This is a genomic window from uncultured Victivallis sp. (assembly GCA_944389935.1).
Taxonomy (GTDB): domain Bacteria; phylum Verrucomicrobiota; class Lentisphaeria; order Victivallales; family Victivallaceae; genus Victivallis.
In genome coordinates this window covers 102,713-122,671 of record CALXOE010000002.1, presented here as the reverse complement: position 1 = coordinate 122,671, position 19,959 = coordinate 102,713, and the positions used below count along the sequence as shown (strand labels likewise).

At 59.8% G+C, this 19,959-nt stretch carries 18 protein-coding genes; 10 read left to right on the top strand and 8 right to left on the bottom strand.

Features of this window, described 5'->3' with window-relative positions; translation table 11 throughout:
* The first annotated feature begins 25 nt into the window (after positions 1 to 25).
* From Q0J85_RS01360 to Q0J85_RS01345, 4 genes are read left to right on the top strand one after another with little or no spacing between them, the layout of a single operon-like run.
* Positions 26 to 1,120, top strand: a complete 1,095-nt coding sequence (locus Q0J85_RS01360; RefSeq protein WP_294477494.1) for a GntR family transcriptional regulator — start codon at positions 26 to 28, stop codon at positions 1,118 to 1,120.
* A gap of 32 nt (positions 1,121 to 1,152) precedes the next feature.
* Positions 1,153 to 1,884: a type II secretion system protein gene (locus Q0J85_RS01355; protein ID WP_294477493.1), complete on the top strand. Its 732-nt coding sequence runs from the start codon at positions 1,153 to 1,155 to the stop codon at positions 1,882 to 1,884.
* 21 nt (positions 1,885 to 1,905) lie between these two features.
* Complete coding sequence (locus Q0J85_RS01350; RefSeq protein WP_294477492.1) at positions 1,906 to 3,648, top strand: acetylxylan esterase; 1,743 nt, start codon at positions 1,906 to 1,908, stop codon at positions 3,646 to 3,648.
* Positions 3,645 to 5,120, top strand: a complete 1,476-nt coding sequence (locus tag Q0J85_RS01345; RefSeq protein ID WP_294477491.1) for a cellulase family glycosylhydrolase — start codon at positions 3,645 to 3,647, stop codon at positions 5,118 to 5,120. The genes Q0J85_RS01350 and Q0J85_RS01345 overlap by 4 nt, the downstream gene beginning before the upstream one ends.
* A gap of 16 nt (positions 5,121 to 5,136) precedes the next feature.
* Here the strand turns inward: Q0J85_RS01345 and Q0J85_RS01340 are convergent, their stop codons facing one another.
* Positions 5,137 to 5,778: a sugar O-acetyltransferase gene (locus tag Q0J85_RS01340; protein WP_294477490.1), complete on the bottom strand. Its 642-nt coding sequence runs from the start codon at positions 5,776 to 5,778 to the stop codon at positions 5,137 to 5,139.
* 257 nt (positions 5,779 to 6,035) lie between these two features.
* Between Q0J85_RS01340 and Q0J85_RS01335 the strand changes: the two genes are divergently transcribed.
* Positions 6,036 to 7,277, top strand: coding sequence for an AGE family epimerase/isomerase (locus Q0J85_RS01335; RefSeq protein ID WP_294477489.1), 1,242 nt, complete (start codon positions 6,036 to 6,038; stop codon positions 7,275 to 7,277).
* On the opposite strand, the gene Q0J85_RS01330 is transcribed toward Q0J85_RS01335, so the two are convergent.
* Entirely contained in the window at positions 7,255 to 8,859 is a 1,605-nt protein-coding gene (locus Q0J85_RS01330) for a glycosyltransferase family 39 protein (protein ID WP_294477488.1), read from the bottom strand. The genes Q0J85_RS01335 and Q0J85_RS01330 overlap by 23 nt on opposite strands.
* Positions 8,860 to 9,040: 181 nt before the next feature.
* Here Q0J85_RS01330 and Q0J85_RS01325 point away from each other — a divergent pair, with 181 nt between their 5' ends.
* From Q0J85_RS01325 to Q0J85_RS01305, 5 genes are all read left to right on the top strand, one after another.
* On the top strand, positions 9,041 to 10,282 hold the full coding sequence (locus Q0J85_RS01325) for an MFS transporter (RefSeq protein ID WP_294477487.1): 1,242 nt from the start codon (positions 9,041 to 9,043) through the stop codon (positions 10,280 to 10,282).
* Entirely contained in the window at positions 10,279 to 11,070 is a 792-nt protein-coding gene (locus Q0J85_RS01320) for a TIGR00282 family metallophosphoesterase (protein WP_294477486.1), read from the top strand. Before Q0J85_RS01325 ends, Q0J85_RS01320 begins: the two co-directional genes overlap by 4 nt.
* 29 nt (positions 11,071 to 11,099) lie before the next feature.
* Positions 11,100 to 12,299, top strand: coding sequence for a bifunctional 3,4-dihydroxy-2-butanone-4-phosphate synthase/GTP cyclohydrolase II (locus tag Q0J85_RS01315; protein WP_294477485.1), 1,200 nt, complete (start codon positions 11,100 to 11,102; stop codon positions 12,297 to 12,299).
* Positions 12,300 to 12,324: 25 nt separating this feature from the next.
* Positions 12,325 to 13,719, top strand: coding sequence for a sodium/glutamate symporter (locus Q0J85_RS01310; protein ID WP_294477484.1), 1,395 nt, complete (start codon positions 12,325 to 12,327; stop codon positions 13,717 to 13,719).
* A gap of 64 nt (positions 13,720 to 13,783) precedes the next feature.
* Complete coding sequence (locus Q0J85_RS01305; RefSeq protein ID WP_294477483.1) at positions 13,784 to 14,389, top strand: AAA family ATPase; 606 nt, start codon at positions 13,784 to 13,786, stop codon at positions 14,387 to 14,389.
* Positions 14,390 to 14,407: 18 nt separating this feature from the next.
* Here Q0J85_RS01305 and Q0J85_RS01300 read toward each other — a convergent pair whose 3' ends face one another.
* From Q0J85_RS01300 to Q0J85_RS01275, 6 genes are all read right to left on the bottom strand, one after another.
* Positions 14,408 to 15,886 (bottom strand): M56 family metallopeptidase, encoded by a 1,479-nt coding sequence (locus Q0J85_RS01300; RefSeq protein WP_294477482.1) that lies wholly within the window; start codon positions 15,884 to 15,886, stop codon positions 14,408 to 14,410.
* A gap of 9 nt (positions 15,887 to 15,895) precedes the next feature.
* Complete coding sequence (locus Q0J85_RS01295) at positions 15,896 to 16,306, bottom strand: BlaI/MecI/CopY family transcriptional regulator (protein WP_294477481.1); 411 nt, start codon at positions 16,304 to 16,306, stop codon at positions 15,896 to 15,898.
* 43 nt (positions 16,307 to 16,349) lie between these two features.
* Complete coding sequence (locus Q0J85_RS01290) at positions 16,350 to 17,201, bottom strand: ABC transporter permease subunit (protein ID WP_294477480.1); 852 nt, start codon at positions 17,199 to 17,201, stop codon at positions 16,350 to 16,352.
* Positions 17,189 to 18,127 (bottom strand): ABC transporter ATP-binding protein, encoded by a 939-nt coding sequence (locus Q0J85_RS01285; protein ID WP_294477479.1) that lies wholly within the window; start codon positions 18,125 to 18,127, stop codon positions 17,189 to 17,191. The genes Q0J85_RS01290 and Q0J85_RS01285 overlap by 13 nt, the downstream gene beginning before the upstream one ends.
* Positions 18,124 to 18,981 (bottom strand): type II secretion system protein, encoded by an 858-nt coding sequence (locus tag Q0J85_RS01280; protein ID WP_294477478.1) that lies wholly within the window; start codon positions 18,979 to 18,981, stop codon positions 18,124 to 18,126. Before Q0J85_RS01280 ends, Q0J85_RS01285 begins: the two co-directional genes overlap by 4 nt.
* A 329-nt stretch (positions 18,982 to 19,310) precedes the next feature.
* Positions 19,311 to 19,919, bottom strand: coding sequence for a hypothetical protein (locus Q0J85_RS01275; protein ID WP_294477477.1), 609 nt, complete (start codon positions 19,917 to 19,919; stop codon positions 19,311 to 19,313).
* Between the last annotated feature and the right edge of the window lie 40 nt (positions 19,920 to 19,959).

The following is a 19,959-nucleotide window of genomic DNA, read 5'->3' as shown; positions in this document are numbered from 1 at the left end:
CGATACAGTATTTAGAGTGTTTGGGATGAGCGGCGGAAAACTGGAAAGAGCGAACGGGGAACGGGAAGCACATTACGTACGGCTGGCGCGCCATCTCCGCAACCGTCTGGGAGACGGACTATCTGCGGACGGAAGGCTGCCGAGCTACCGAACTCTGGCAGATGAATTTTCAGTGAGCATCGGAGTGGTGCAGCGTGCGATGGAACTGCTGCGCCAGGAGTCGCTCGTTCAGATTCATCACGGCAAAAGCGGGCGGATCGTACCCGGAAAAAGCGTCCAGCCGGAGATTGCCAAGTATGGAATGATCCACCCTTATACCCCCGGAAATGACTTTGAGCGCAATCTCATCGCGATAGCATCGGATGTGTTTGACCGGGAATGCAATCATGCTGTGCCGATCGTCCGCTCTTCCAACGGGAGTTCAGCAAGGGAACGCGAACTGGCTGAAACCATGGTTTACAACGGAGTGCGCGGGATGCTGCTCTCGCCGGAAAACGAAAGTGCGAATGCAAACTATTTCCAGGAACTGGCACGGCGCATTCCGGTGATGTTAATCGACCAGCCGCTGGGTGATGCGGATCTGCCGCTGGTCATGTTCGATTACGCCGCCGCGGGGGAAGAAATCGGGCGCAAAATCAGGCGTTCCGGACGCAGGCGGACGCTTCTGCTGCTCAATGAAAAGACCAACAGCAGCATCGAAGCGCTGACGGCGAATATGAGTGTACATGTGACAACGTTCGCATTCCGGACACCGCTGTTCCGCATGGCCGCGCGGGTGAAACAGCGGGACTTCGCCTTGTTCGACACAATCCGCGAACGACTGCTCAAAGAGCTTGAAGCCTGCGAAGCGGACTCCGTCTTTTCTCCATTTGACATTCTGCTGGACCATCTGGTCTGCCTTGAAATGCCGCCGAAACTCCGTGCCCGACTGCAATGTGCCGCCATCCGCGGAGATCGCCTGGAATGGCACAGTCGCAACTACTGCGACAGTGGAGTCTGGGAGTGGAGCGCCAGTCATACCGATCTGATTCGTCGTGCGGTGGAACGTCTGAACCGGTGGCAATTCAGCCATCAGATGCCGAGAGGTGTACGGAAAATCAAATTGAAAGAAGTGAAGTGAAACCGTTTAAAACCAACCGAAAGGATGAGAAAATGGATCGTCGTTCCCTTTTTACATTGATTGAATTACTCGTGGTGATTGCGATCATCGCCATTCTGGCAGCAATGTTGCTTCCGGCGCTGAATCAGGCGCGCAACCGGGCCAAAACGGCTTCATGCGTCAACAATCTCAAGCAGATCGGGCTGGGATTTGCACAGTATTTCGGTGATAACGATGATGTGCTGCCGCCGCTGGACACCGGCAGTGCCAACGCGCCGCCGAGCTGGACGAGTTACCTGATGGGACCGAATCCAAACGTCCCGTCAACGCCGTGGACGAACGGTTACCAGTTTCCCGGCGGTCAATATGTCACGAACGCCGTGCTGCGCTGTCCGGCTCAGCCGGGGGATTTCGACATGGTTGGAACCCAGGCTCAATGCTGGTGGATGAACGCTCCGCACTACGCCGTGCTGCACACGGTTTTTGTTCGGGCCGGAACGGCGGTGAAACTCTCCCGGATCAAGCAGCTTCAGGCGAAATTCCTGCTGGTCGACATTCAGGGACTCAAAAGCGACGGGACGTTTACGGACGGCGGCGGACTGCGCTGGCGGCCCGACCAGGGGCCGAATCAGGACTGGCCGACCGTCTCGCCGCGTCACGGCAGTTCCGCCAACGCACTTTACTTCGGCGGAAACGTCTCAATCCATCCGACCGGCAACGCCATGCCGTATAACGTCGACCCGTTCCGCACCGACTCCGACAGCGGAATTCACTGGAAAAACTGAAAATAGGGAAAGGAAGCGACTATGAGAATTCGATTTCAAACATTTCTGCTCCTGGTGCCGTTGCTGTTTCTTTGCAGTGCGGTCATGGCAGAAACGGCGGGGCCGGTCGAGGTGAACCTCAGCGCGCCGGAAGTCAGAGGACAGTTGAACAACAAAACCCGGAGGATCACCGAAGCGGGCGACCTCGAATTCCGCCACGATTCCGCAATCAAAAGCTGGACGGGAATTCCGCTTGATCCGGCGCAGCTCGCCGGTCGTGAACTGCTCTTTTCGATCGGCGTCGAAGCGGAGGATCTGCCCGAATCCGTGAAAAACGGGGACGGCATCCTCGTTCAGATCCACTATGTTGCCGCGAACGGGAAAGAACAGTTCCTGCGTCTGCCAATTCCGAACAAAAACGGCGCGATGTCTCGCCACACGCTCAAGATCGCATTCCCGGAAGGGATCCGGAAAGCGGGCCTCGACCTCGCACTGCTGAATGTTGCGGGCAAAGTTCGATTCCACGCGCCCGGGTTTCGCGAAGTACGTCCGGCGGAAACGTTTCAGACCTGCACCGTCACCGGAACCCTCGACCGGGAAAACGCTCTGTATGAAGCGGGAGAACCGATGATCTTCCGATTCCGGATTCTCGACAACGGCAAGCCGGTATCCGGATGCGTCCGGCTCATCCGGGCGGGAGACGACGGCAAAACCGAAGTGCGGACACTCGACGTCGATGCGGAAAAACCGCTCGAATTCCGCAGTTCGCTCGACCGTCCCGGCTACGTGATGGTTCGTGCCATGTTGCTGGGGGATGACGGCGAACCGGTGCAACGCATTCCGCGTCCCGGCGTCGGCCCCCGTCCGATTCAGTACGGACTGGCCGGAGGCGTCGCGCCGGAAAAACTGCAACAGGGCAGACCGGAGCCCGCGGATTTCGACGCTTTCTGGCGGGAGGAACTCGCGAAACTGGCCGGTGTTCCGCTCAAAGTGCTTGAAAAAAAATCCGTGGAATCCGGTGAGCAGGTCGAGGTATTCGATGTCAAACTCCCCTGCGTCGGCGACCGACCGGTCTCAGGCTATCTCACCATGCCGAAAGCCGCCGCGAAAGGGAAGAAATTCCCGGTTCGTCTGCGGTTCGACGGTTACTCGGTCCAGAGTGCGCCGCTCTATCGCGATGGAGACGTCATCACCTTTTCCATCAATCCGCACGGGATCGAAAACGGCCGCGAAAGCGCCTACTACCGGGAACTTCAGAGCAGCATTCTGGCCGGATACGGTTTCCGGAACGAGGAAAACCAGTCGCCGCTGACGACTTATTTTCACGATATGATTCTGCGCGGCGTGCGCGCGGCTGAATTCGTCAAAACTCTGCCGGAGTGGGACGGCAAACATTTTGAGATCATCGGTGGCAGTCAGGGGGCGTTTCAATCCGCTGCAGTCGCAGCTCTGACGAAGGGTGTCACGAAATGTTTTCTGCAGATTCCATGGTTCTGTGATCTCTGGGGAGTTGAAGTCGGGCGGGTGCGCGGCTGGCGGCCTGATCCGGCGCCGGGGCTGCTCTACTATGACACGGTGAATTTCGCCCGCAGGATCCACTGTCCGGTCAAAATCGACGCGGGACTCTCCGACTGGGTCTGTCCCCCCTCAGGAGTGCGGATTCTCTACAACAACCTCCCCGGTCCGAAAGAGCTGGTCTTTCTTCAAGGACTTGACCATGCGGTCTACTTCGGGTTCGACCGGAGCACAACGCCGCGCATCGTCGTGAAGGAGGCGGGCAGATGAAACATTTTGCAGCAACCTGGCTTGGACTTGCGTGTTTTGCCCTGTCATTTCCGGCGGGAAGCGTCGAGCCACGCATTCTCTGGGAGTGGAACGCGGAAAACTCTTCCATTCCCGCCGGAGCCGAACTGATCCGGCAGCCGGGAGAAAAACCGTTCCTGCGGGTGCGGGGTCCGGAAGCCCCCGCCTTCCCCATCGACGGCGCACTGCTCAAGGGGAAGATGGTGACGGTCGAAGGCGTTGTTCGTGGAGAGAAGCTCGGACAGGAATTCGGCGACTGTCTGAAACTCGTCCCGAATTATCGTCCCTTCGACAAATATCGGGAGAACTGGGGCTACCGCCCCGGCCCCCCCGTTCCGCGCGAAAAGAGCGGCTGGGAGCGGCACGCGGGTTCGTGGCGGATTCCCCCTTACGCGGGAGATTTCAAGCTCGTGCTCGCCGATGCGGGAAAGAACGGTCTGGCCGAATACCGCGAGATCCGGATTCTGGAGGTTCCCGCGCCCGAACCGCCATCCCCCGGTCTGAACCGCGCCCCGCTGCAGAAAACGCCGCAATACCGCGGCGCAATGGCCGGAGCGCTGAAGGAAGAGGAGGATTTCCGCATATTTGCCGAAGAGTTCGGCGGGAATCTGCTCCGGTGGCAGTTCCTGCAGGGGGGGCCGGCCGTATTCCAGACCACGGAACGGTATCTCGCCTGGGGACGCGACCGAATCGCGGAGCTCAAACAGGTGTTGCCGTACTGTCATAAGTACAAAATCAAGGTCGTGATCGATCTTCACCGTTCTCCGGGGGAGATGAACGCAATCAACAACAATCTCGGACTCTGGACAGCGGAACGCCAGCAGGCGGTCGTGCTTCTCTGGCGGGAGATCGCAGAAGCGTTCAAGGGAGACTCCGCGATCTACGGATACGATCTGGTCAACGAGCCGATCGACAAGGTGTACGACGTCCGCTCGGATGCGCTGGACTGGGATCGATTCGCAGAAAAACTCGCCCGTGAGATCCGGGCGATCGACCCGGACACGCCGATCATCGTGGCGACCTCCTACAATCCCCGGCCGATCAATCTGCCGAACATCATCTACTCGCCTCACTTCTACGAGCCCGGCGAATATACGCATCAGGGGATTCGCGGACGGGCGATGGTCGGCCCGTATCCGGATCCCTCGAAAGGGTGGAATCGGGAGTGGCTCCGGATCATGGCCGAACCGATCCGTCAGTTTCAGCTCAAATACAATGTTCCGATTTATGTCGGCGAGTTCGGCGTCATCCGCTGGGCTCCGGGAGGGGCGCAGTGGCTCGATGACTGGATTTCAATTTTCGAAGAATACGGCTGGGACTGGAGTTATCACGCGTACCGGGAGTGGTCCGGCTGGAGCGTCGAACACTCCGATGACAAAACCATCGAGCAGCCGGTCGGCGACACGGCGCGCGGCCAGGTTATCCGCAAATATTTCAGGCGGAATCAACGCTGACTGCGCGCAGCAGGGATCAGTGCTCCATGACCCGGTTGTCCGCGAGGACGGCGGGTTTGTGACGCATGCTGTCGGCCTCCGAAAGCGCGCGGATCACATGGCACGGATTCCCGGCGGCGAACGTGTGCGGTGGAACGTCGCGCGTCACGATGCTCCCCGCACCGATCACGCTGCCGTCGCCGATCGTCACGCCGGGGCAGACCACGACGTTCGCTCCGAACCAGCAGTTGCTGCCGATCCGGACCGGCTTCGCATAGCAGAACCGTTTCGGCTTGCCCTCGCCGTCGAGCATGAGCCGCCGCTCATCCGGCAGCATCGGGTGAAGCGGCGTGACGATGGTCAGATTCGGGCCGAAGTTGTTGTCGTCGCCGATCATGACCTGCGCATCGTCCTGAATCGTCAGATTATAGTTGAAGAAACAGCGTTTCCCGATCCGCGTATGCACGCCGTAATGGAAGAAAACCGGTCCCTGCATGAAACTCCCCTCCCCGAACTCGGCGACCATCTGCCGGATGATCTCCGCCCGGAGTTCAGTTTCGTCCTCTGCGGTGCGGCTGTAGGCGGCGCTGAGTTTGTGGGAGCGCAACTTGATCGCCTTGAGTTCGGGATCGCCTGGATTGAACAGGATTCCGGCAAAAATCTTTTCTTCTTCCCTCATTTCCATATCCTCGTTTTCATGATTCCGCGATGTTATGCAGAATAATATACAGCCGCATTCGAGAAATAAAAGTCCCGGAAAAGGCGGGATTCCGGCAAAAAGTATTGCCACTCCTCAGGTGACGGAAATGAACAGAAACAGTTCCGTTTCCCAGATCCGCGGTCGGAAGTTTTGCGCCTGGAATTGAAATTCCCCGTTTCCCGGTGTATGGTATATGATACGTTTTTTTTCAATCACCGAATGGAATCTTTGTCATCATGTCACGACTTTCCGAACTGGCCGCCCGCCTCGAGGACGAGCTGCTGAATTCCGTCGTCCCGTTCTGGGTTCAACACTCCGTCGACCGCGAAAACGGCGGATTTTTCAACTCCCTCGACCGCGCCGGCAACTGCTTCGATCCGCTCAAATCCACTGCGATGCAGTGGCGCAACGTCTACATGTTCAGCGCGTTGTACAATTCCGAATACAAGCGGGACGAGTTCCTCGAACTCGCGCTCCACGGCTTCCGCTTCTGCGAAAAGCTGCGTGAGCCGGACGGCAATTACATTCCCATCTGCGATGCCGCCGGCAATCCCGCTTTCCGCATGGGAGCGCGACGCGGCGGAGGAGGAGGCGGAGCGGGGCTCATGAAAGCCATGACCTGCATTTATGCCGGATGCGCGTGCGCCGAGCTCTTTCGCGCGACCGGCGAGGAGCGTTTCCGCGCCGAGGCGCAGAGCTGTTTCAACTGCATCACCTCCGCGCTTGCCCGGTCGGAACAGAATTCGCCCGATTCGCGTTTCCCTGCAATGCGTGTGCGAGGAGGTTATATGCACCTCTGCCATCTCTGCCGCACGATGATCGTGAACGGATGCGAATTCGCGGACGGCCGTGTGAATGCCACGCTGCGGAAAACCTTTGACGTGCTCCCGACTTTCTTCTGCTCCGAAGTCGGACGGTGGCTGGAACGCACACCGGTTTCCGGAGAGTATCGACTCGACAACTCGTTCTTCCGCACCGTCATTCCCGGACACGATTTCGAGACGATGTGGTTTCTTGCGCAGGGCGCGGAACTCGCGGGAGAACAGAAGCTGCTCGCGGAGATTCCGGAGTGGACGCGCCGGATCTACTCCTATGCGCATGACTCCGAATTCGGCGGCTTGTACTACTTCATGGACGCGCTCGACAAGCCGATGTTTGATGGCATGGATATGACCAAGGGCTGGTGGACTCACAATGAGGCCATGCTCGCCGCGGCCTACTCCTACCGGATCTCCGGCGACGCATGGTTTCTCCGGATGTTCGATGAAGTCGATGAGTGGAGCACGGAACACTTCCGCGATCCCGAATTCGGGGAATGGTACGGCGTCGTCCGCTTCGACGGCAGCGTGCGCAACGGATTCAAGGGGTCGCTCTCCAAAGCGTTCTTTCATGTGCCGCGCACTCTCTTCAACTGCATCCGTGTCTTCCGGGAAGCGGATGCGGCCAACGCCGGGACTACTTCCGCCCGGGCGGAATGAAGCAGTAGACGTAAGCATCCTTTTTCGGCGCTCCCGCGAGCGCCCGGAACCAGCCGGGAATTGCGCGTTCCTCCTCGATCCTCACCTCCGGCGTCATCGGAAATCCCGACTCCGCGAGGCGTTTGAGGAACTTCGGACGACGGTTCGGGCGGCCGTCGAAGAGGATCGCCGCCCCCTGTTCCCGGATCTGCTCCTCGTCGATCCACTGGCTGAACTCCGGATTCGCTGAGAAGTAAGCCTGCGGCCGATCGGGAGAGTAGACCGCGACGTTGCACGATTCGCGCCGTTCGCCGATTATGAACGGCAGCGGCGTGCCGTAACGCGAACGCCACTCCGCCGTAACGCGCGAGGCGAGCGCTTTCCCCGGAAAGTTTTCATAATCGCATCCACGTTTCCGATACGGCTGCTGCCAGAGACTCCGTCCTGCAAAAACCGCGGCGAACACCACCCACAAAATGATGATGAATCCAGTGAAGCACTTCAGACTGAAACGGTTGAGGTACGGCCGGAACCACAGCACCAGAAAGAGCCCGAGCAGCGGGAAACACGGCACCACCCACGAATAATTGACCGATCCGCCCGAAACGAACGAGAAGAGCAGCGTGAACGCGAACGGCCCCCATGCGAGAATCGCCACGAATCTCCGGTCGAACGTGGCAGATTTGACCGTTTCATCCCGCCGGAAGAAGAGCACGAAAAACGGAATCAGCGGCACAAGCAGCACCGAGAGCGTCCGGGTCAGACAACGCAGCGGATATTTCAACATCCGCCGGAAAGAGAATTCAAATGCCGGCGCCCCCTCCCCGAGCGACGCACGGCCGAACGCATAACGGAACGCGACCATGTCGTTCCCCGCCAGCCAGATGAAATTCGGCAACGAAACGATGACGAACACCAGCGCCCCGAGATACGGTCCGGGCCGCCGGAACGCCCGCCTCCCCTCCGGCGTCGCCACCATCACGAGAAACATCGAAGCGAACAGCACCGCGGCGTAATATTTCACCATGAAGCAGCAGCCCGCAAGCAGACCGACCAGCAGCCAGTGCCCGACGCGGTTGCCATCCCGCAACGCCTTGTGGAAAAAGAGGAGCAAAAGCGGCCAGAATCCGAGTTCCATCACATCGTCGCAGAGCTCAACCGACTTGATCCCGTAATAGTTCACGCCAAGCAGGAAAAGCACCGCGAGAAACGCCCCCGCCTCCGTCGTCATGCGCCGTCCGAGCTTCCAGACGCAAGCGAGCCCCGCGAGCACGAACAGCTGACTCAAAAGATAACTGCTCCAGAGACTGTTCCCGGTGAGCCAACTGCCGAGGTAGCCGATCCAGGCGCCGAGGTAGGGGTTCTTGTCGTATCCGAACTGGAAATAACTGCCCCAGACGATATTTTCCGGCACGTCGATGAACACATTTTCGAGCACCGCGAGCGGCAGCAGAAACCAGCACACTCCCCAGGCGGCAAGTAAAATGCGAAGTCTCTTCCGCAGGACACCATCTTCCGGCGGCGGTTGAAACGCCGAGTCCGGCAGAATCGAGTTCACCCGGCGCGCCGGAGATGAGATGAGCGATGAAAGTTTTTTCCGCACTTGGATTTCCCCGTTGTTTTCGGAATGAATGACCGTGCAATATAGCGCAATTTCGGGAAAAAGCAACCCCGGCGGGAAAAATCCCCGTGCAACACCACCCCCTTGCGCTTGACGCCGGGCGCGCGCGAGGTTATATTAATAGACCGTACCGCGCAAACAACCAGGATATCGTCAGGAAACTATGACTCGTCACCTGCTCGCGTACCGGCAGCTTTTGCTGCTGACCGCGATTCACTTCACCGTTGACATGCTCTCCGGAACGCTGCCCGGGTTTCTGCCGGAGCTCCGGCGGGAGTACGATCTGTCGCTCGTGACCGGAACCGCGCTGCTGACACTCTGCAGCTTCAGTTCCAACGGAATCCAGGTCTGGGCGGGGACACTGCGCAAATCCGCCAAACGTCCGATGCTCGTCCAGCTCGGACTCGTGCTCTCGTGTGCAATCTGTCTGGTCTGTCTGACGCCGCATGTTTTTACGACTCTCTTTCTGACGCTGCTGGTTCTGATCCTCGGATTCGGCGTGGCGTTCACGCATCCGGAGGGATTGCGCGGAATCTGCGCCTTGCCGGAGAATACGGTTTCTCCGGCGGTGGCGACGTCGCTCTTCATGCTCGCGGGATTCAGCGGTTACGCGACCGGCCCGCTGCTGGGGGGATTGCTCGTGCAGTTCTTCGGATTCCCGGGATTGCTGCTGCTTCTCCTGCCGGTGGCGTGTCTTCTGATTCTGTTTCACCGATCCCGGGTCCGGCTTGCGCTCGATGAAAAAAGCGGCTCGCCGACTGCGGCGCGGCCGGAGAGCGGCAACTCCCCCTCCCCGCAGAAATCGCTTCCCGCGGCGAACTGCACGTTCCGCGAGCTTTTCTGGCTGGCGGTTCTCATCAACACGGGGTGCTGTATCATTCAGGGACTGCTGCCGAGCTATCTTGCCGAGCTCGATTTTTCGCTCGGGTTCGGCGGCTTCTCCGGAACGCTCTTCGGGCTCGGAGCGGGTCTGGGGGCGTTCGGCACAAGTTTTCTGATCCGGCGCGTGCCGGTGATCCGCTGCCTTACGCTTGAGATTCTGATCGGGATTCCGGTTCTTGTCTGCTATCTGCTGCTGGCCGGATACGCGGCGGCGGCAGTGCTCGTTCCGTTTGCGGGATTGCTGGTCGGTGCGGGATTTCCGCAGCTGGTCGTACTCGCCCGGACCGCTCCCGGAAAGCTCGCACTCGGCGCCCGCATGGGGATGATCGTCGGCGGCAGTTGGGGAATCGCCGGAATCGCGCTGCTGCTCGCCGGGGTGATCGGCAAATATTTCATGCTCAGAAGTGCGATGTTTCTCGCACCGGCGGCGTTCGCCGGCGCGTTCTGCATGCTGCTGATTCTCGGGAGACGCGGCAAAAGAACATCGGCTGTTGTTGCAACAAGAAGAGGAATTTCATCATGAATCTGCTGTTCATCGGCGACGTGGTCGGCAAGGGCGGACGCGAGGCGGTTCGTCAGCTCGTTCCTGAATTGCGCCGGGAATTCAACTGTCAGTTTGTCGTGGTCAACGCGGAAAACGCCGCCGCCGGCTCGGGGTTGACTTCCGGCTGCGCGAAAGAGCTGCTCGAAGTCGCCGACGTGCTCACGACCGGCGACCATGTCTGGGACCAGCGTGGATTCGACGCCGAAATCGACCGGCTCGACCGGGTGCTCCGCCCCGCGAATCTGCAGAAAGGACAGCCAGGTCGCGGCTGGGGTGTCTTCCGCAATCCGGCCGGCGGCGAAGTTGCGGTCATCAATCTGCAGGGGAAAGTGTTCATGCGCGAATCGGCCTACAATCCGTTTGAAACGGTCGAGGAGATCCTCGCGCACGAACTGCCGAAAACCGTGAACACGATTCTCGTCGACTTCCACGCGGAGGCGACCAGTGAAAAACTTGCGATGGGCTATCTGCTCGACGGCCGTGTGACTGCCGTGCTCGGGACTCACACTCACGTGCCGACCGCCGATGCGATCGTGCTGCCCGGCGGCACCGCCCGGCAGACCGACGTCGGCATGACCGGCGCGGCGACCAGCGTACTCGGACGCGACGTGAAAGATGTCCTCTACAAATTCACCACCGGCATGCCGAACCGGCTCGCCGTCGTGGAAAAAGGTGCGATCCGCCTCGACGGCACGGTCGTCACCTACGACTATCGGACCGGACGCGCCTCGGCGATCCGCCCGGTCTCGCGCGAAATCAATCTATAATTCAATTCACCTCATGGAGAATTCAGGGAATGAGCAAAATCAAATTTGATCCGGTCGAGGAACTGGTTGCTGATCTCAAGGCCGGTAAGATGGTCATCATCACTGACGACGAACACCGCGAAAACGAGGGCGATCTCGTGCTGGCGGCCGCACATGTGACGCCGGAGGCGATCGCATTCATGGCGACATATGCGCGCGGTCTGATCTGTGCGCCGCTGACGGCGGAACGCGCGGCGGAGCTGAATCTCTCGACGCCCGCGTCGCTCTCGGATCCGTTTGGAACGGCGTTCACCCAGAGCGTCGACGCGCGGCGCGGGACGACGACCGGGATCTCCGCGTTCGACCGGGCGAAAACGGCTCAGGCGTGGATCGATCCGGCCACCGCGCCGGGAGATTTCGTCTCTCCGGGACACCTCTTCCCGCTCATCGCGCGCCCCGGCGGTGTGCTGCGCCGGGCCGGTCACACGGAGGCGGCGGTCGATCTCGCCCGTCTTGCGGGGCTGACTCCGGCGGGCGTGATCTGCGAAATCATGAACGATGACGGCACGATGGCACGGGTGCCGCAGCTCGACGAATTCCGGAAAAAACACCATCTGAAGTGGGGCTCGGTCGCGGATCTCATCGCCTACCGCCGCCGTCATGAGCATCTGATCATTCGCGGAGAAAGTGCCCGGCTGCCGACCGTGTTCGGGGAGTTCCGAGTCACGCCGTACCGCACGAAAGTCGATTCCTTTGAACATCTTGCTCTGGTTTACGGCGACGTGAAAGATCAGGAGAACGTTCTTGTGCGTGTCCACAGCGAGTGTCTCACCGGCGACGTGTTCGGCTCCTCCCGCTGCGACTGCGGCGAACAGCTGCACGCCGCAATGCGGCAGGTCGTGGAGAACGGCTCCGGTGTGATCGTCTATCTGCGGCAGGAGGGGCGCGGCATCGGGATCTTCAACAAGATCCACGCCTACAAGCTCCAGGACGAGGGATGCGATACGGTCGAGGCCAACGAGCAGCTCGGCTTCCCCGCTGATCTGCGCGAATACGGCATCGGCGTGCAGATTCTGCTCGACCTCGGCGTCAAATCCGTGCGATTGCTGACCAACAACCCGAAGAAGCTCGTCGGCATCTCCGGTTACGGGCTCGAGATCACGGAACGGGTTCCGATCATCATCGAACCGTGCCGCGAAAATGCGTTCTATCTCCGCACGAAGAAAGAACGCATGGGGCATATGATCTAGTCTGTGACGCAAGGGAGGGAGCTGCATGGAAACCGTCGTGATGTCTTTCTGCGGACTGTGTCTGCTGCTGGTGCTGGGGAAAATTGTCCGCACCGCGATTCCGCTCTTCCAGCGGCTCTACCTGCCCGCTTCGGTGATCGGCGGTCTGATCGGTCTGCTCTGGATCAACACGTTCGGGAAAGAGATGGCTCCCGAGTGGCACAGCAGCTGGGGCGCACTGCCGGGATTCCTGATCAACATCGTCTTTGCCGCCCTCTTCATCGGGGCGAAGATTCCGAAGATGAAGACGATCTGGAGCGAGGCCGCGCCGCAGCTCTGTATGGGGCAGCTGCTCGCATGGGGGCAGTATGTGATCGGTCTCGGTCTTGCGGCGACCCTGCTCGTTCCGCTTTTCGGCGTGAACAAGGCGTTCGGCAATCTGCTCGAGATCGGATTTGAGGGAGGACATGGAACCGTCGCCGGGCTGACCCGGACATTTGAGGATTTCAACTGGGAGGCGGGCATCGCGCTCGGCTACACGATGGCGACGATCGGCATGGTGCTCGGAATCACGCTCGGCATGGCGCTCATCAACCTGGCGGTCCGGCGCGGCTGGGTGCAGAATGTCCGGACGTTTCGCGAGCAGACCCCCCACGAACGGATCGGCGTCTATCCGAAGCATGCACAGCCCCCCGCCGGGAAGCAGACGGTCCAGAGTGAATCGATCGACTCGCTCGCGCTGCATATCGCGGCGCTCGGGATGGCGGTTCTGATCGGCTACGGGCTCCAGCAGCTGCTCGCATTTTCCAACCGCTTCATGCCGGAGGGGATTCAGAATTTGAAGATACTCACGAGTTTCCCGCTCTTTCCGCTCTGTTTGATCGGCGGATTGATTCTGCAGAAGATTCTGCTGCTGGTGCGTCTGGATTCTCTGGTGGATCAGGGGCAGATTCAGCGTCTCGGCGGAGCGTCGCTGGATTTTCTCGTGGTGGCGGCGGTCGCCTCGATCCGGCTCGACTTCGTACTGGCCTACTGGATGCCGCTGCTGATTCTCGCGGTCGGAGGAACGGTGTGGAGCGTGTTCATGGTGCTCTACGTAGCGCCGCGGCTCTTCGAGGAGGCGTGGTTCGAGCGGGCGATCGCGGAGTTCGGACAGGGACTCGGCGTCACGGCGACCGGGTTGCTGCTGCTGCGCACGGTCGACCCGGACAACAATACTCCGGCAGCGGCGAGTTTCGGCTACAAACAGCTGCTGCACGAACCGATCATGGGCGGAGGAATCTGGACTTCGCTCGCACTCGTGCTGGTCTTTACGAGGGGAATCGGCGAAGTGTGGCTGATCTCCGCCGGAATGCTGATTTTCTGGCTGCTCTTCTGGCGTTTCGTGCTCCGGAGGCGGAAAACGAGTGCAAATATGAAGAAATTCCATGAAGCCCGTTGACATGGCGTCGACCCGGCTTTATATTCCTTTCAAACCATCGGCCTGACATCGGGGGAAAGAGATTATGAATACGCGCATCATCACAATCAGTCGTGAATTCGGCAGCGGCGGCAGAACCGTCGGTAAAATCGTCGCGGAACGACTCGGAATCGCCTGCTACGACAAGGAGCTCGTCGCCAAGATCGCCAAGGAGAGCGGGCTTGCCGAACAATTCATCCAGGAGAACGGTGAATACGCCGAGTCGGCCAATGCGTTTCTCTTCAACTGGGCGCTGGGAACCGGGCTCGACGGCGGGGTTCTGCCGATCTCCGACCAGCTTTACATCATCCAGCACAACATTATCCGCAATCTCGCGGAAAAGGAGTCATGTGTCATCGTCGGACGTTGCGCCGACTACATTCTGCGGGAGCGGACCGACTGTTTGAACACGTTCATTCATGCGAGCATGGAGTTCCGCATCAGGCAGATTACGCAGCATTACGGGGAAACGCCGGCCAAACCGGAAAAATTTCTGCGCGACCGGGACAAGAAGCGCCAGAACTACTATCGTCACTACACGGGGCGGCAGTGGGGGGTCGTGCAGAATTATCAGCTTGCCCTGGAAAGCAGCGCACTCGGCATCGAAGCGTGTGCCGATCTCATCGTCAAAGCTGCCGAGCTCCTGCACTGATCCCCTCCCCCGCGCCGCTCAGGGATGGCGGAATTCGTCGAGATTCCCCGGGGTGATTCCCTCGATCTCGAGGAGGAGAGCGGCCGGAACGGCCGACTCCGGAACGGAGATGTAAACCGGGTTGCGGTCAGCCGGAATCACCCGCCTCTCCACGCCCCGCTCTTTCCGGAGGGAGGGCGGCTGTTGTGCCGACGTTTCCCAATGCCATTTCTCCGCTGCGGCGTCACCGTTGTGAAGAAGTCGAATCCAGCGAGGTTTCCGGTCGAGGGGAATCGGATGCCGCATGCCGCGGAACTCCAGAATGAGCCTGCTCCCCGCTGCGGGGAACGGGTCGGAATAGTCCAGAAGCCAGCTGACTTCTTTCGCTTCTCCCGTTTCACTCCGTTCGAGAAATTCACAGAAAGTCAGATACGGCAGCGGCGGTCTCGGATCCGCCTGCGCTTCCCGGATCGGCGGGGAGTTGCGAGCCGGACGAACATCGACTGCGACAAGCAGTGACGGAGCCGCCATCAGGCCGCCGAGGAGCAGAACGACTCCCCAACGCAAAAGCCGGCGGCGACGCATCAGCACGACGCGGCCGCCGGTCATCCCGCGAATGCGCCTCGAGAGTTCGTGCGGCGCATTGGAGAGCCCGATCGCAACAACCGTCCCGGCGGAATTGGAAGCGAATTTCAGCAGCAGCATCCCGTATTCCCGCACCGATTCCGGATGGCGCCGCAGCAATTCGTGATCGCAGGCCAGTTCGCAGCTGCTGCGGATTTTCCGCCGGACGATCAACAGAAACGGATTGTACCAGAAAACCGCCCAGATCATGAGCGCAGCCATGTTGAGCAGATCGTCTCCGGAACGGCAATGGTGATACTCATGTTCGAGCAGAAGTGATAACTCTTTGTCTGACAATTCTTTCAGCCGTTCGATCGGCAGCAGCAGCTTCCGGCGGAAACAGCCGAAGAGAGTAGGCCCCGGCCCGATCACGGAGGAGTCAAGGAGAATCACCGGCCGCCGCAGCGACCCCGTTTCCCGCAGCACGCGCGTCCAGAGTTCCAGCACCCGGCGATCGGTGACGGGAGGCAGTTGACGTACCATTCTTCGACAGCGCAGATAGCGCATGAGCAACAGCAGCAGCGCCGGAAGCGGCAGCCCGACCAGCGCCGCGGCTTCGATTTTCCGACGGTGAAAAGAGCAGAAACGCCACGTCGCCGACAGTGCGGAGATCCGTCTGGATTCCGGAGCGGAACCGTCCGCCTGCAAATTCCCCGCCGCGCTCCCGATGCACCGGAACATCGGCGCGGCCGCCTCAGAAAGATCGAGTTTCACGGGGAGAACCGAAACACTCATCTGGGGAATCACCAGCACCACCAGGCTGAACAGCCAGAGACGGCGGCGACACTCCGGATCCAATCGATAACGCAGAATCCGTTCCGCACCGAGCAGCAGCAGCACGGCAAATGCCCCGCGCAGAAAGGTCGCACCGATATAGAGTTCCAGAGTATTCATGACGATCGTTCACTCCGCTGACTTCTCTCCGGCCGGCGGGGTGCTCTGCTCCGCGGCTTTCTCGTCGAGCAACCGCCGGAGCTCCTCGATTTCCTCCGGCCGGAACGCTTCATTCCGCACCAGGCAGGTCAGAAAATTTCCGGCCAACCCATCGAAAAGCCGGTCGATCATGCTCCGGCCGACGGTGTACTGATACTCATCCCGTTCGATCGCAGCGGAATAGAGAAACGACTTCCCCTGCGACTGGCGGCGCACCGCTTTTTTGCGCAGCAGCCGCAGCAGCAGCGTCTTGATGGTCGGCTCTCCCCACTGGGTGCGGGTCCGCAGCCGGTCGACCAGCTGCCGCGAGGTCAACGGGGACTCCACCCACAACTCCTTGAGCAGTTCAAGTTCCGCGTCCGAAATATTCATTTTCTTCATGATAAAATTACTTTAAAGCCTTTTTTCAAGTTTCATCGATCGATTATTTCAAATCCTTGCAGTTGAACGTCAAAACCGCCCCGAGCAGAAATCCCGCCGTATAGAGCGACAATGCCGCCAGGTTCAACAGCAGTTTGTGCAGCGGCAGCGGCGAAAGCCAGAACAGAAACGCATTGTTCATCACCTCCGACAGCAAATAGGGCCGGATCGCCTCGCTGAACGGCAGCGCCGCGATCACGTAAGAGACGAAATAGAGCGAGATCACCGTCACCGTCGCCGCACTCATCCGGTTGAATATGCAGGAGAAAAAGAGCGTGATCGCCCCGAGCGCCGTCAGCGAAAATGAAAAGTACAAGGCCGAAGCGATGTAACGCAGCAGCGCCCCCCCGCATCCCATGACGACCACGTCGGTCCCGAACATCCGGTCGGTCAGCATCACGAGCTGCGTGGGCGACACCCCGAGAATCATCACTCCGACCACCACATTCACCGTCGCAAACCAGATGCAGAACAGCAGCGTGACAAGGTATACCGCAAAAAATTTCGAGAGCAGCACCGCACTGCGCGACCTGGCCCGCGACACATACATCTTCAGACTCCCGTCCTGCATCTCCCCCGCAACGGTATCTCCCGCCAGCGTCGCCACCAGAATCGGCATCAGCACGATGAACGTCGGCACCATCGCAACCCGCGCAAAAAACAGTCCGTCCAGATAATCATTCAGATTCTCGAGATGGAAATTCATCGTCCGGTCAAACCGCTGGAAAAACCTCCCCTGTGCCGACCGGAACGCCAGATAGCAGAGCGCCAGAAAGAACAAATGGCAGGCCAGCATCACGTAGTTTTTCTTCTGCACGCGCAGTTTGGCAAGTTCGTATCCGATCATTCTGAACATGATTCACCGCCTCCCGTCGTCTGGCGCAGAAAGAACGTCTCGAGCCCCGGACGCTCGAGCGCAAGATGCGTCACCTCGAAACCCGCCTCCACCAGCAGACGGTTCACCGCTCCGGAACACTCCCCAGTCAGCGCCAACCGGAGTCTCTTCCCTCCCGCGGGGTCGATCGATTCAAGCGGCAGCGCACCCGATTCCGCGCTCTTCCGGAGCAGCGCCGCCGCCTCATCGGGGCGGTCCGTCTCCAGAATCAGCATCGAATCTTCCTCTCCGAGCAGCTCCCCGATTTCTCCCCAGGCTTTGACCCTGCCGTCATCGATCAGAATCAGGTGGTCGCAGATCTGCTCGACTTCGGAAAGCAGATGGCTGCTCACCATCACGCTCACCCCGAATTTCCGGTTGTACTCCCGGATGATCTGCCGGATCTCGACGATCCCGGCCGGATCGAGCCCGTTGGTCGGCTCATCGAGAATGATGAACTCCGACTCCGGCAGCAGCGCCAGCGTTATCCCGAGCCGCTGGCGCATCCCCGTGGAAAACGTCCCCACTTTTCGGTCCAGCGCCGCGTCCAGCTCCATAAACCGGAGTATCTCCGTCCGCCGCGCCCGATACTGCGCCCCGTGTCCGCCGGAAAAGATATCGAGATTCTGTCGCGCCGTCAAATCCGGAATAAATGCCGGCCACTCGATGATCGCCCCCATCCGCCGCATTGCCTTTCGGTGTTCACGATGCGCATCGAATCCATCCACCAGCACAAATCCCTCCGTCGGCCACACGAGACCTGTGATGATTTTAATCAGCGTGCTCTTGCCCGCGCCGTTCGGCCCGATCAGACCCGTCACTCCCCCATCCCCGATTTCGAGTGACACGTCGTCAAGTGCCACTCTGCGCCCATAACGCTTCGTGAGACAGAAACATTCAACGCTCATTCCACTTTCTCCCTCATCGCATCCAGACTGATTCGCGTCGTGAGATACAGATAGTTGCGCGACGAAGTCTCCCCCGCCGGCCCGTGAAACGCCTCCCCATCGTACAACAGCGGAATCCGATACCCCAGCAGCCGCAGCTCCCGGTCGTCGGCCCGTCTGCCGTTGATCCCCCACTCACGACCCCAGACGTAACTGCTTCCCTCTCGCACGAACAACTCCTCGTTATCCGCAGGACAGCGAAACACCGTCTCGTTCCCCCCGAGATAAGGCTTGAGCGTCTCGACGATCCCCGGCAGAAACGCCTCCCCCTCCCCCGCACTCTTCGGCGTAATCCGGCAGGAGGGAATGATATAACGATTGTCCCCGAGATAGGATTCCAGGCCTAGTCCGATCTGTTTCAGATTGTTGATGCAGCCCGTTCGTTTCGCCCGGCTGCGCGCCCCGTTCAACGCCGGCATCAGAAGTCCGGCAAGAATCGCCACAATCGCAATCACCACCAGGAGCTCGATGAGCGTAAACGCCGCCTTTCTTGTCACCTGGCCGTAGGCTTCCGGCGTCGCCGGGTCGTGGGCTTTTTTCGTTACCAGGTCGTGGGCGGCAGGGGGCGTGTCCGCCGCCCCCCGCACCCCCGGCGTCCGGCAAGGTGCCTCGTCGGGGAGCGTTGCTTGGTCGTGGGAGGCAGGGGGCGTGTCCGCCGCCCCCCGCACCCCCGGCGTCCGGCAAGGTGCCGGTGCCGCGTACGGGTCGGAGTCGGACTCGGCTGCGGTCGGCCGGCACGGGGAGAAAGAGCCGCAAAAACACGAAGCAATCTTCCCGCTTTTCTGCGGAAAGATTTCTTCGCGTTTTTGCTCCACTTCGCCGCTTGCCGAGCGGAGACTCTGTTGCGCGGCGATGATCGGCCGATTGGTTGTTTGATGGTTGGTTGGTACGGGGAGAGACGCGCTCTTCCGAGCCGCTTTCTCTCCCCCGAACCCCTCTCTTGTAATGCTGGGCGCTGGAATGGGCTGCGGGGCGGGAACGGGGCGGAACATGGTTTGTGTGTGAGGTTTTTTCTCTCCTCCGAACCCCTCTCCAGTTCTGCCGGGAACGGGAATGGGGTGCACAGAGTGGAAAAGACGATTGATCTTTTTACAGGGGAAAAGGTTATGGCACGTGAAACGATGGTTCATTTTCATGTCTCCTTTCACAATTCCAACGTCTTGATCCAGATTTCCGTGATCGGGGCAAATCTGCGTCGTTCCTCCGGTGTGAGCTCGCTGTGGATAATGCGGACAGCCTCGGCGTTGAACGCCTGTCCCTCCTCCGAAGTGCGGATCGTATTGAGCATTTCACGCCCTTTCCCGCTCATCGCCTCCCGGTGCCACTTCTCGGCCTGTTTCCGGATCGCGACGAACATTTTCTCGCGCTCCTCCTCCGGCATCGCCCGAATCTGCCGGAGCGTCTCGCTCATCGCTCCGGTCAACGCCCGAATCCGGATCGATTTCTGCTCCTCTTCCGGATATTTGCGCAACTGGCGGCGAAGATGATCAAGCACTTCCCGGCGTGAGCCGCGGTTGCTCTGCGGCGCAAACGCCCGGGCAAGTGTATCAACCAGTTCCCGCTCACTCCACTCCTCTTTCGCCAGAATCTCCTCGGAAGTCAGTGGCTCCGGCGTCAAATGAATGAGCAGTCCGCACAGTACGGCAATCACCGGCACCCCGATCAATGCCGGAATCAACAGCATTTTCCATCGGCCCGTCCCACGCCGCTTTCCGGTCCTTTTCTCCGGCTTCACATTCGCTCGCTCCCGCATAATGACACCTCCCGGATTGACTGAAATCTCGTTGCAATAT

Bases quoted from the DNA above. Each gene is read 5' to 3' on its own strand.
- Q0J85_RS01360 (WP_294477494.1), top strand. From the start codon at position 26: ATGAGCGGCGGAAAACTGGAAAGAGCGAACGGGGAACGGGAAGCACAT.
- Q0J85_RS01355 (WP_294477493.1), top strand. From the start codon at position 1,153: ATGGATCGTCGTTCCCTTTTTACATTGATTGAATTACTCGTGGTGATT.
- Q0J85_RS01350 (WP_294477492.1), top strand. From the start codon at position 1,906: ATGAGAATTCGATTTCAAACATTTCTGCTCCTGGTGCCGTTGCTGTTT.
- Q0J85_RS01345 (WP_294477491.1), top strand. From the start codon at position 3,645: ATGAAACATTTTGCAGCAACCTGGCTTGGACTTGCGTGTTTTGCCCTG.
- Q0J85_RS01340 (WP_294477490.1), bottom strand. From the start codon at position 5,778: ATGAGGGAAGAAGAAAAGATTTTTGCCGGAATCCTGTTCAATCCAGGC.
- Q0J85_RS01335 (WP_294477489.1), top strand. From the start codon at position 6,036: ATGTCACGACTTTCCGAACTGGCCGCCCGCCTCGAGGACGAGCTGCTG.
- Q0J85_RS01325 (WP_294477487.1), top strand. From the start codon at position 9,041: ATGACTCGTCACCTGCTCGCGTACCGGCAGCTTTTGCTGCTGACCGCG.
- Q0J85_RS01320 (WP_294477486.1), top strand. From the start codon at position 10,279: ATGAATCTGCTGTTCATCGGCGACGTGGTCGGCAAGGGCGGACGCGAG.
- Q0J85_RS01315 (WP_294477485.1), top strand. From the start codon at position 11,100: ATGAGCAAAATCAAATTTGATCCGGTCGAGGAACTGGTTGCTGATCTC.
- Q0J85_RS01310 (WP_294477484.1), top strand. From the start codon at position 12,325: ATGGAAACCGTCGTGATGTCTTTCTGCGGACTGTGTCTGCTGCTGGTG.
- Q0J85_RS01305 (WP_294477483.1), top strand. From the start codon at position 13,784: ATGAATACGCGCATCATCACAATCAGTCGTGAATTCGGCAGCGGCGGC.
- Q0J85_RS01300 (WP_294477482.1), bottom strand. From the start codon at position 15,886: ATGAATACTCTGGAACTCTATATCGGTGCGACCTTTCTGCGCGGGGCA.
- Q0J85_RS01295 (WP_294477481.1), bottom strand. From the start codon at position 16,306: ATGAAGAAAATGAATATTTCGGACGCGGAACTTGAACTGCTCAAGGAG.
- Q0J85_RS01290 (WP_294477480.1), bottom strand. From the start codon at position 17,201: ATGTTCAGAATGATCGGATACGAACTTGCCAAACTGCGCGTGCAGAAG.
- Q0J85_RS01285 (WP_294477479.1), bottom strand. From the start codon at position 18,127: ATGAGCGTTGAATGTTTCTGTCTCACGAAGCGTTATGGGCGCAGAGTG.
- Q0J85_RS01275 (WP_294477477.1), bottom strand. From the start codon at position 19,919: ATGCGGGAGCGAGCGAATGTGAAGCCGGAGAAAAGGACCGGAAAGCGG.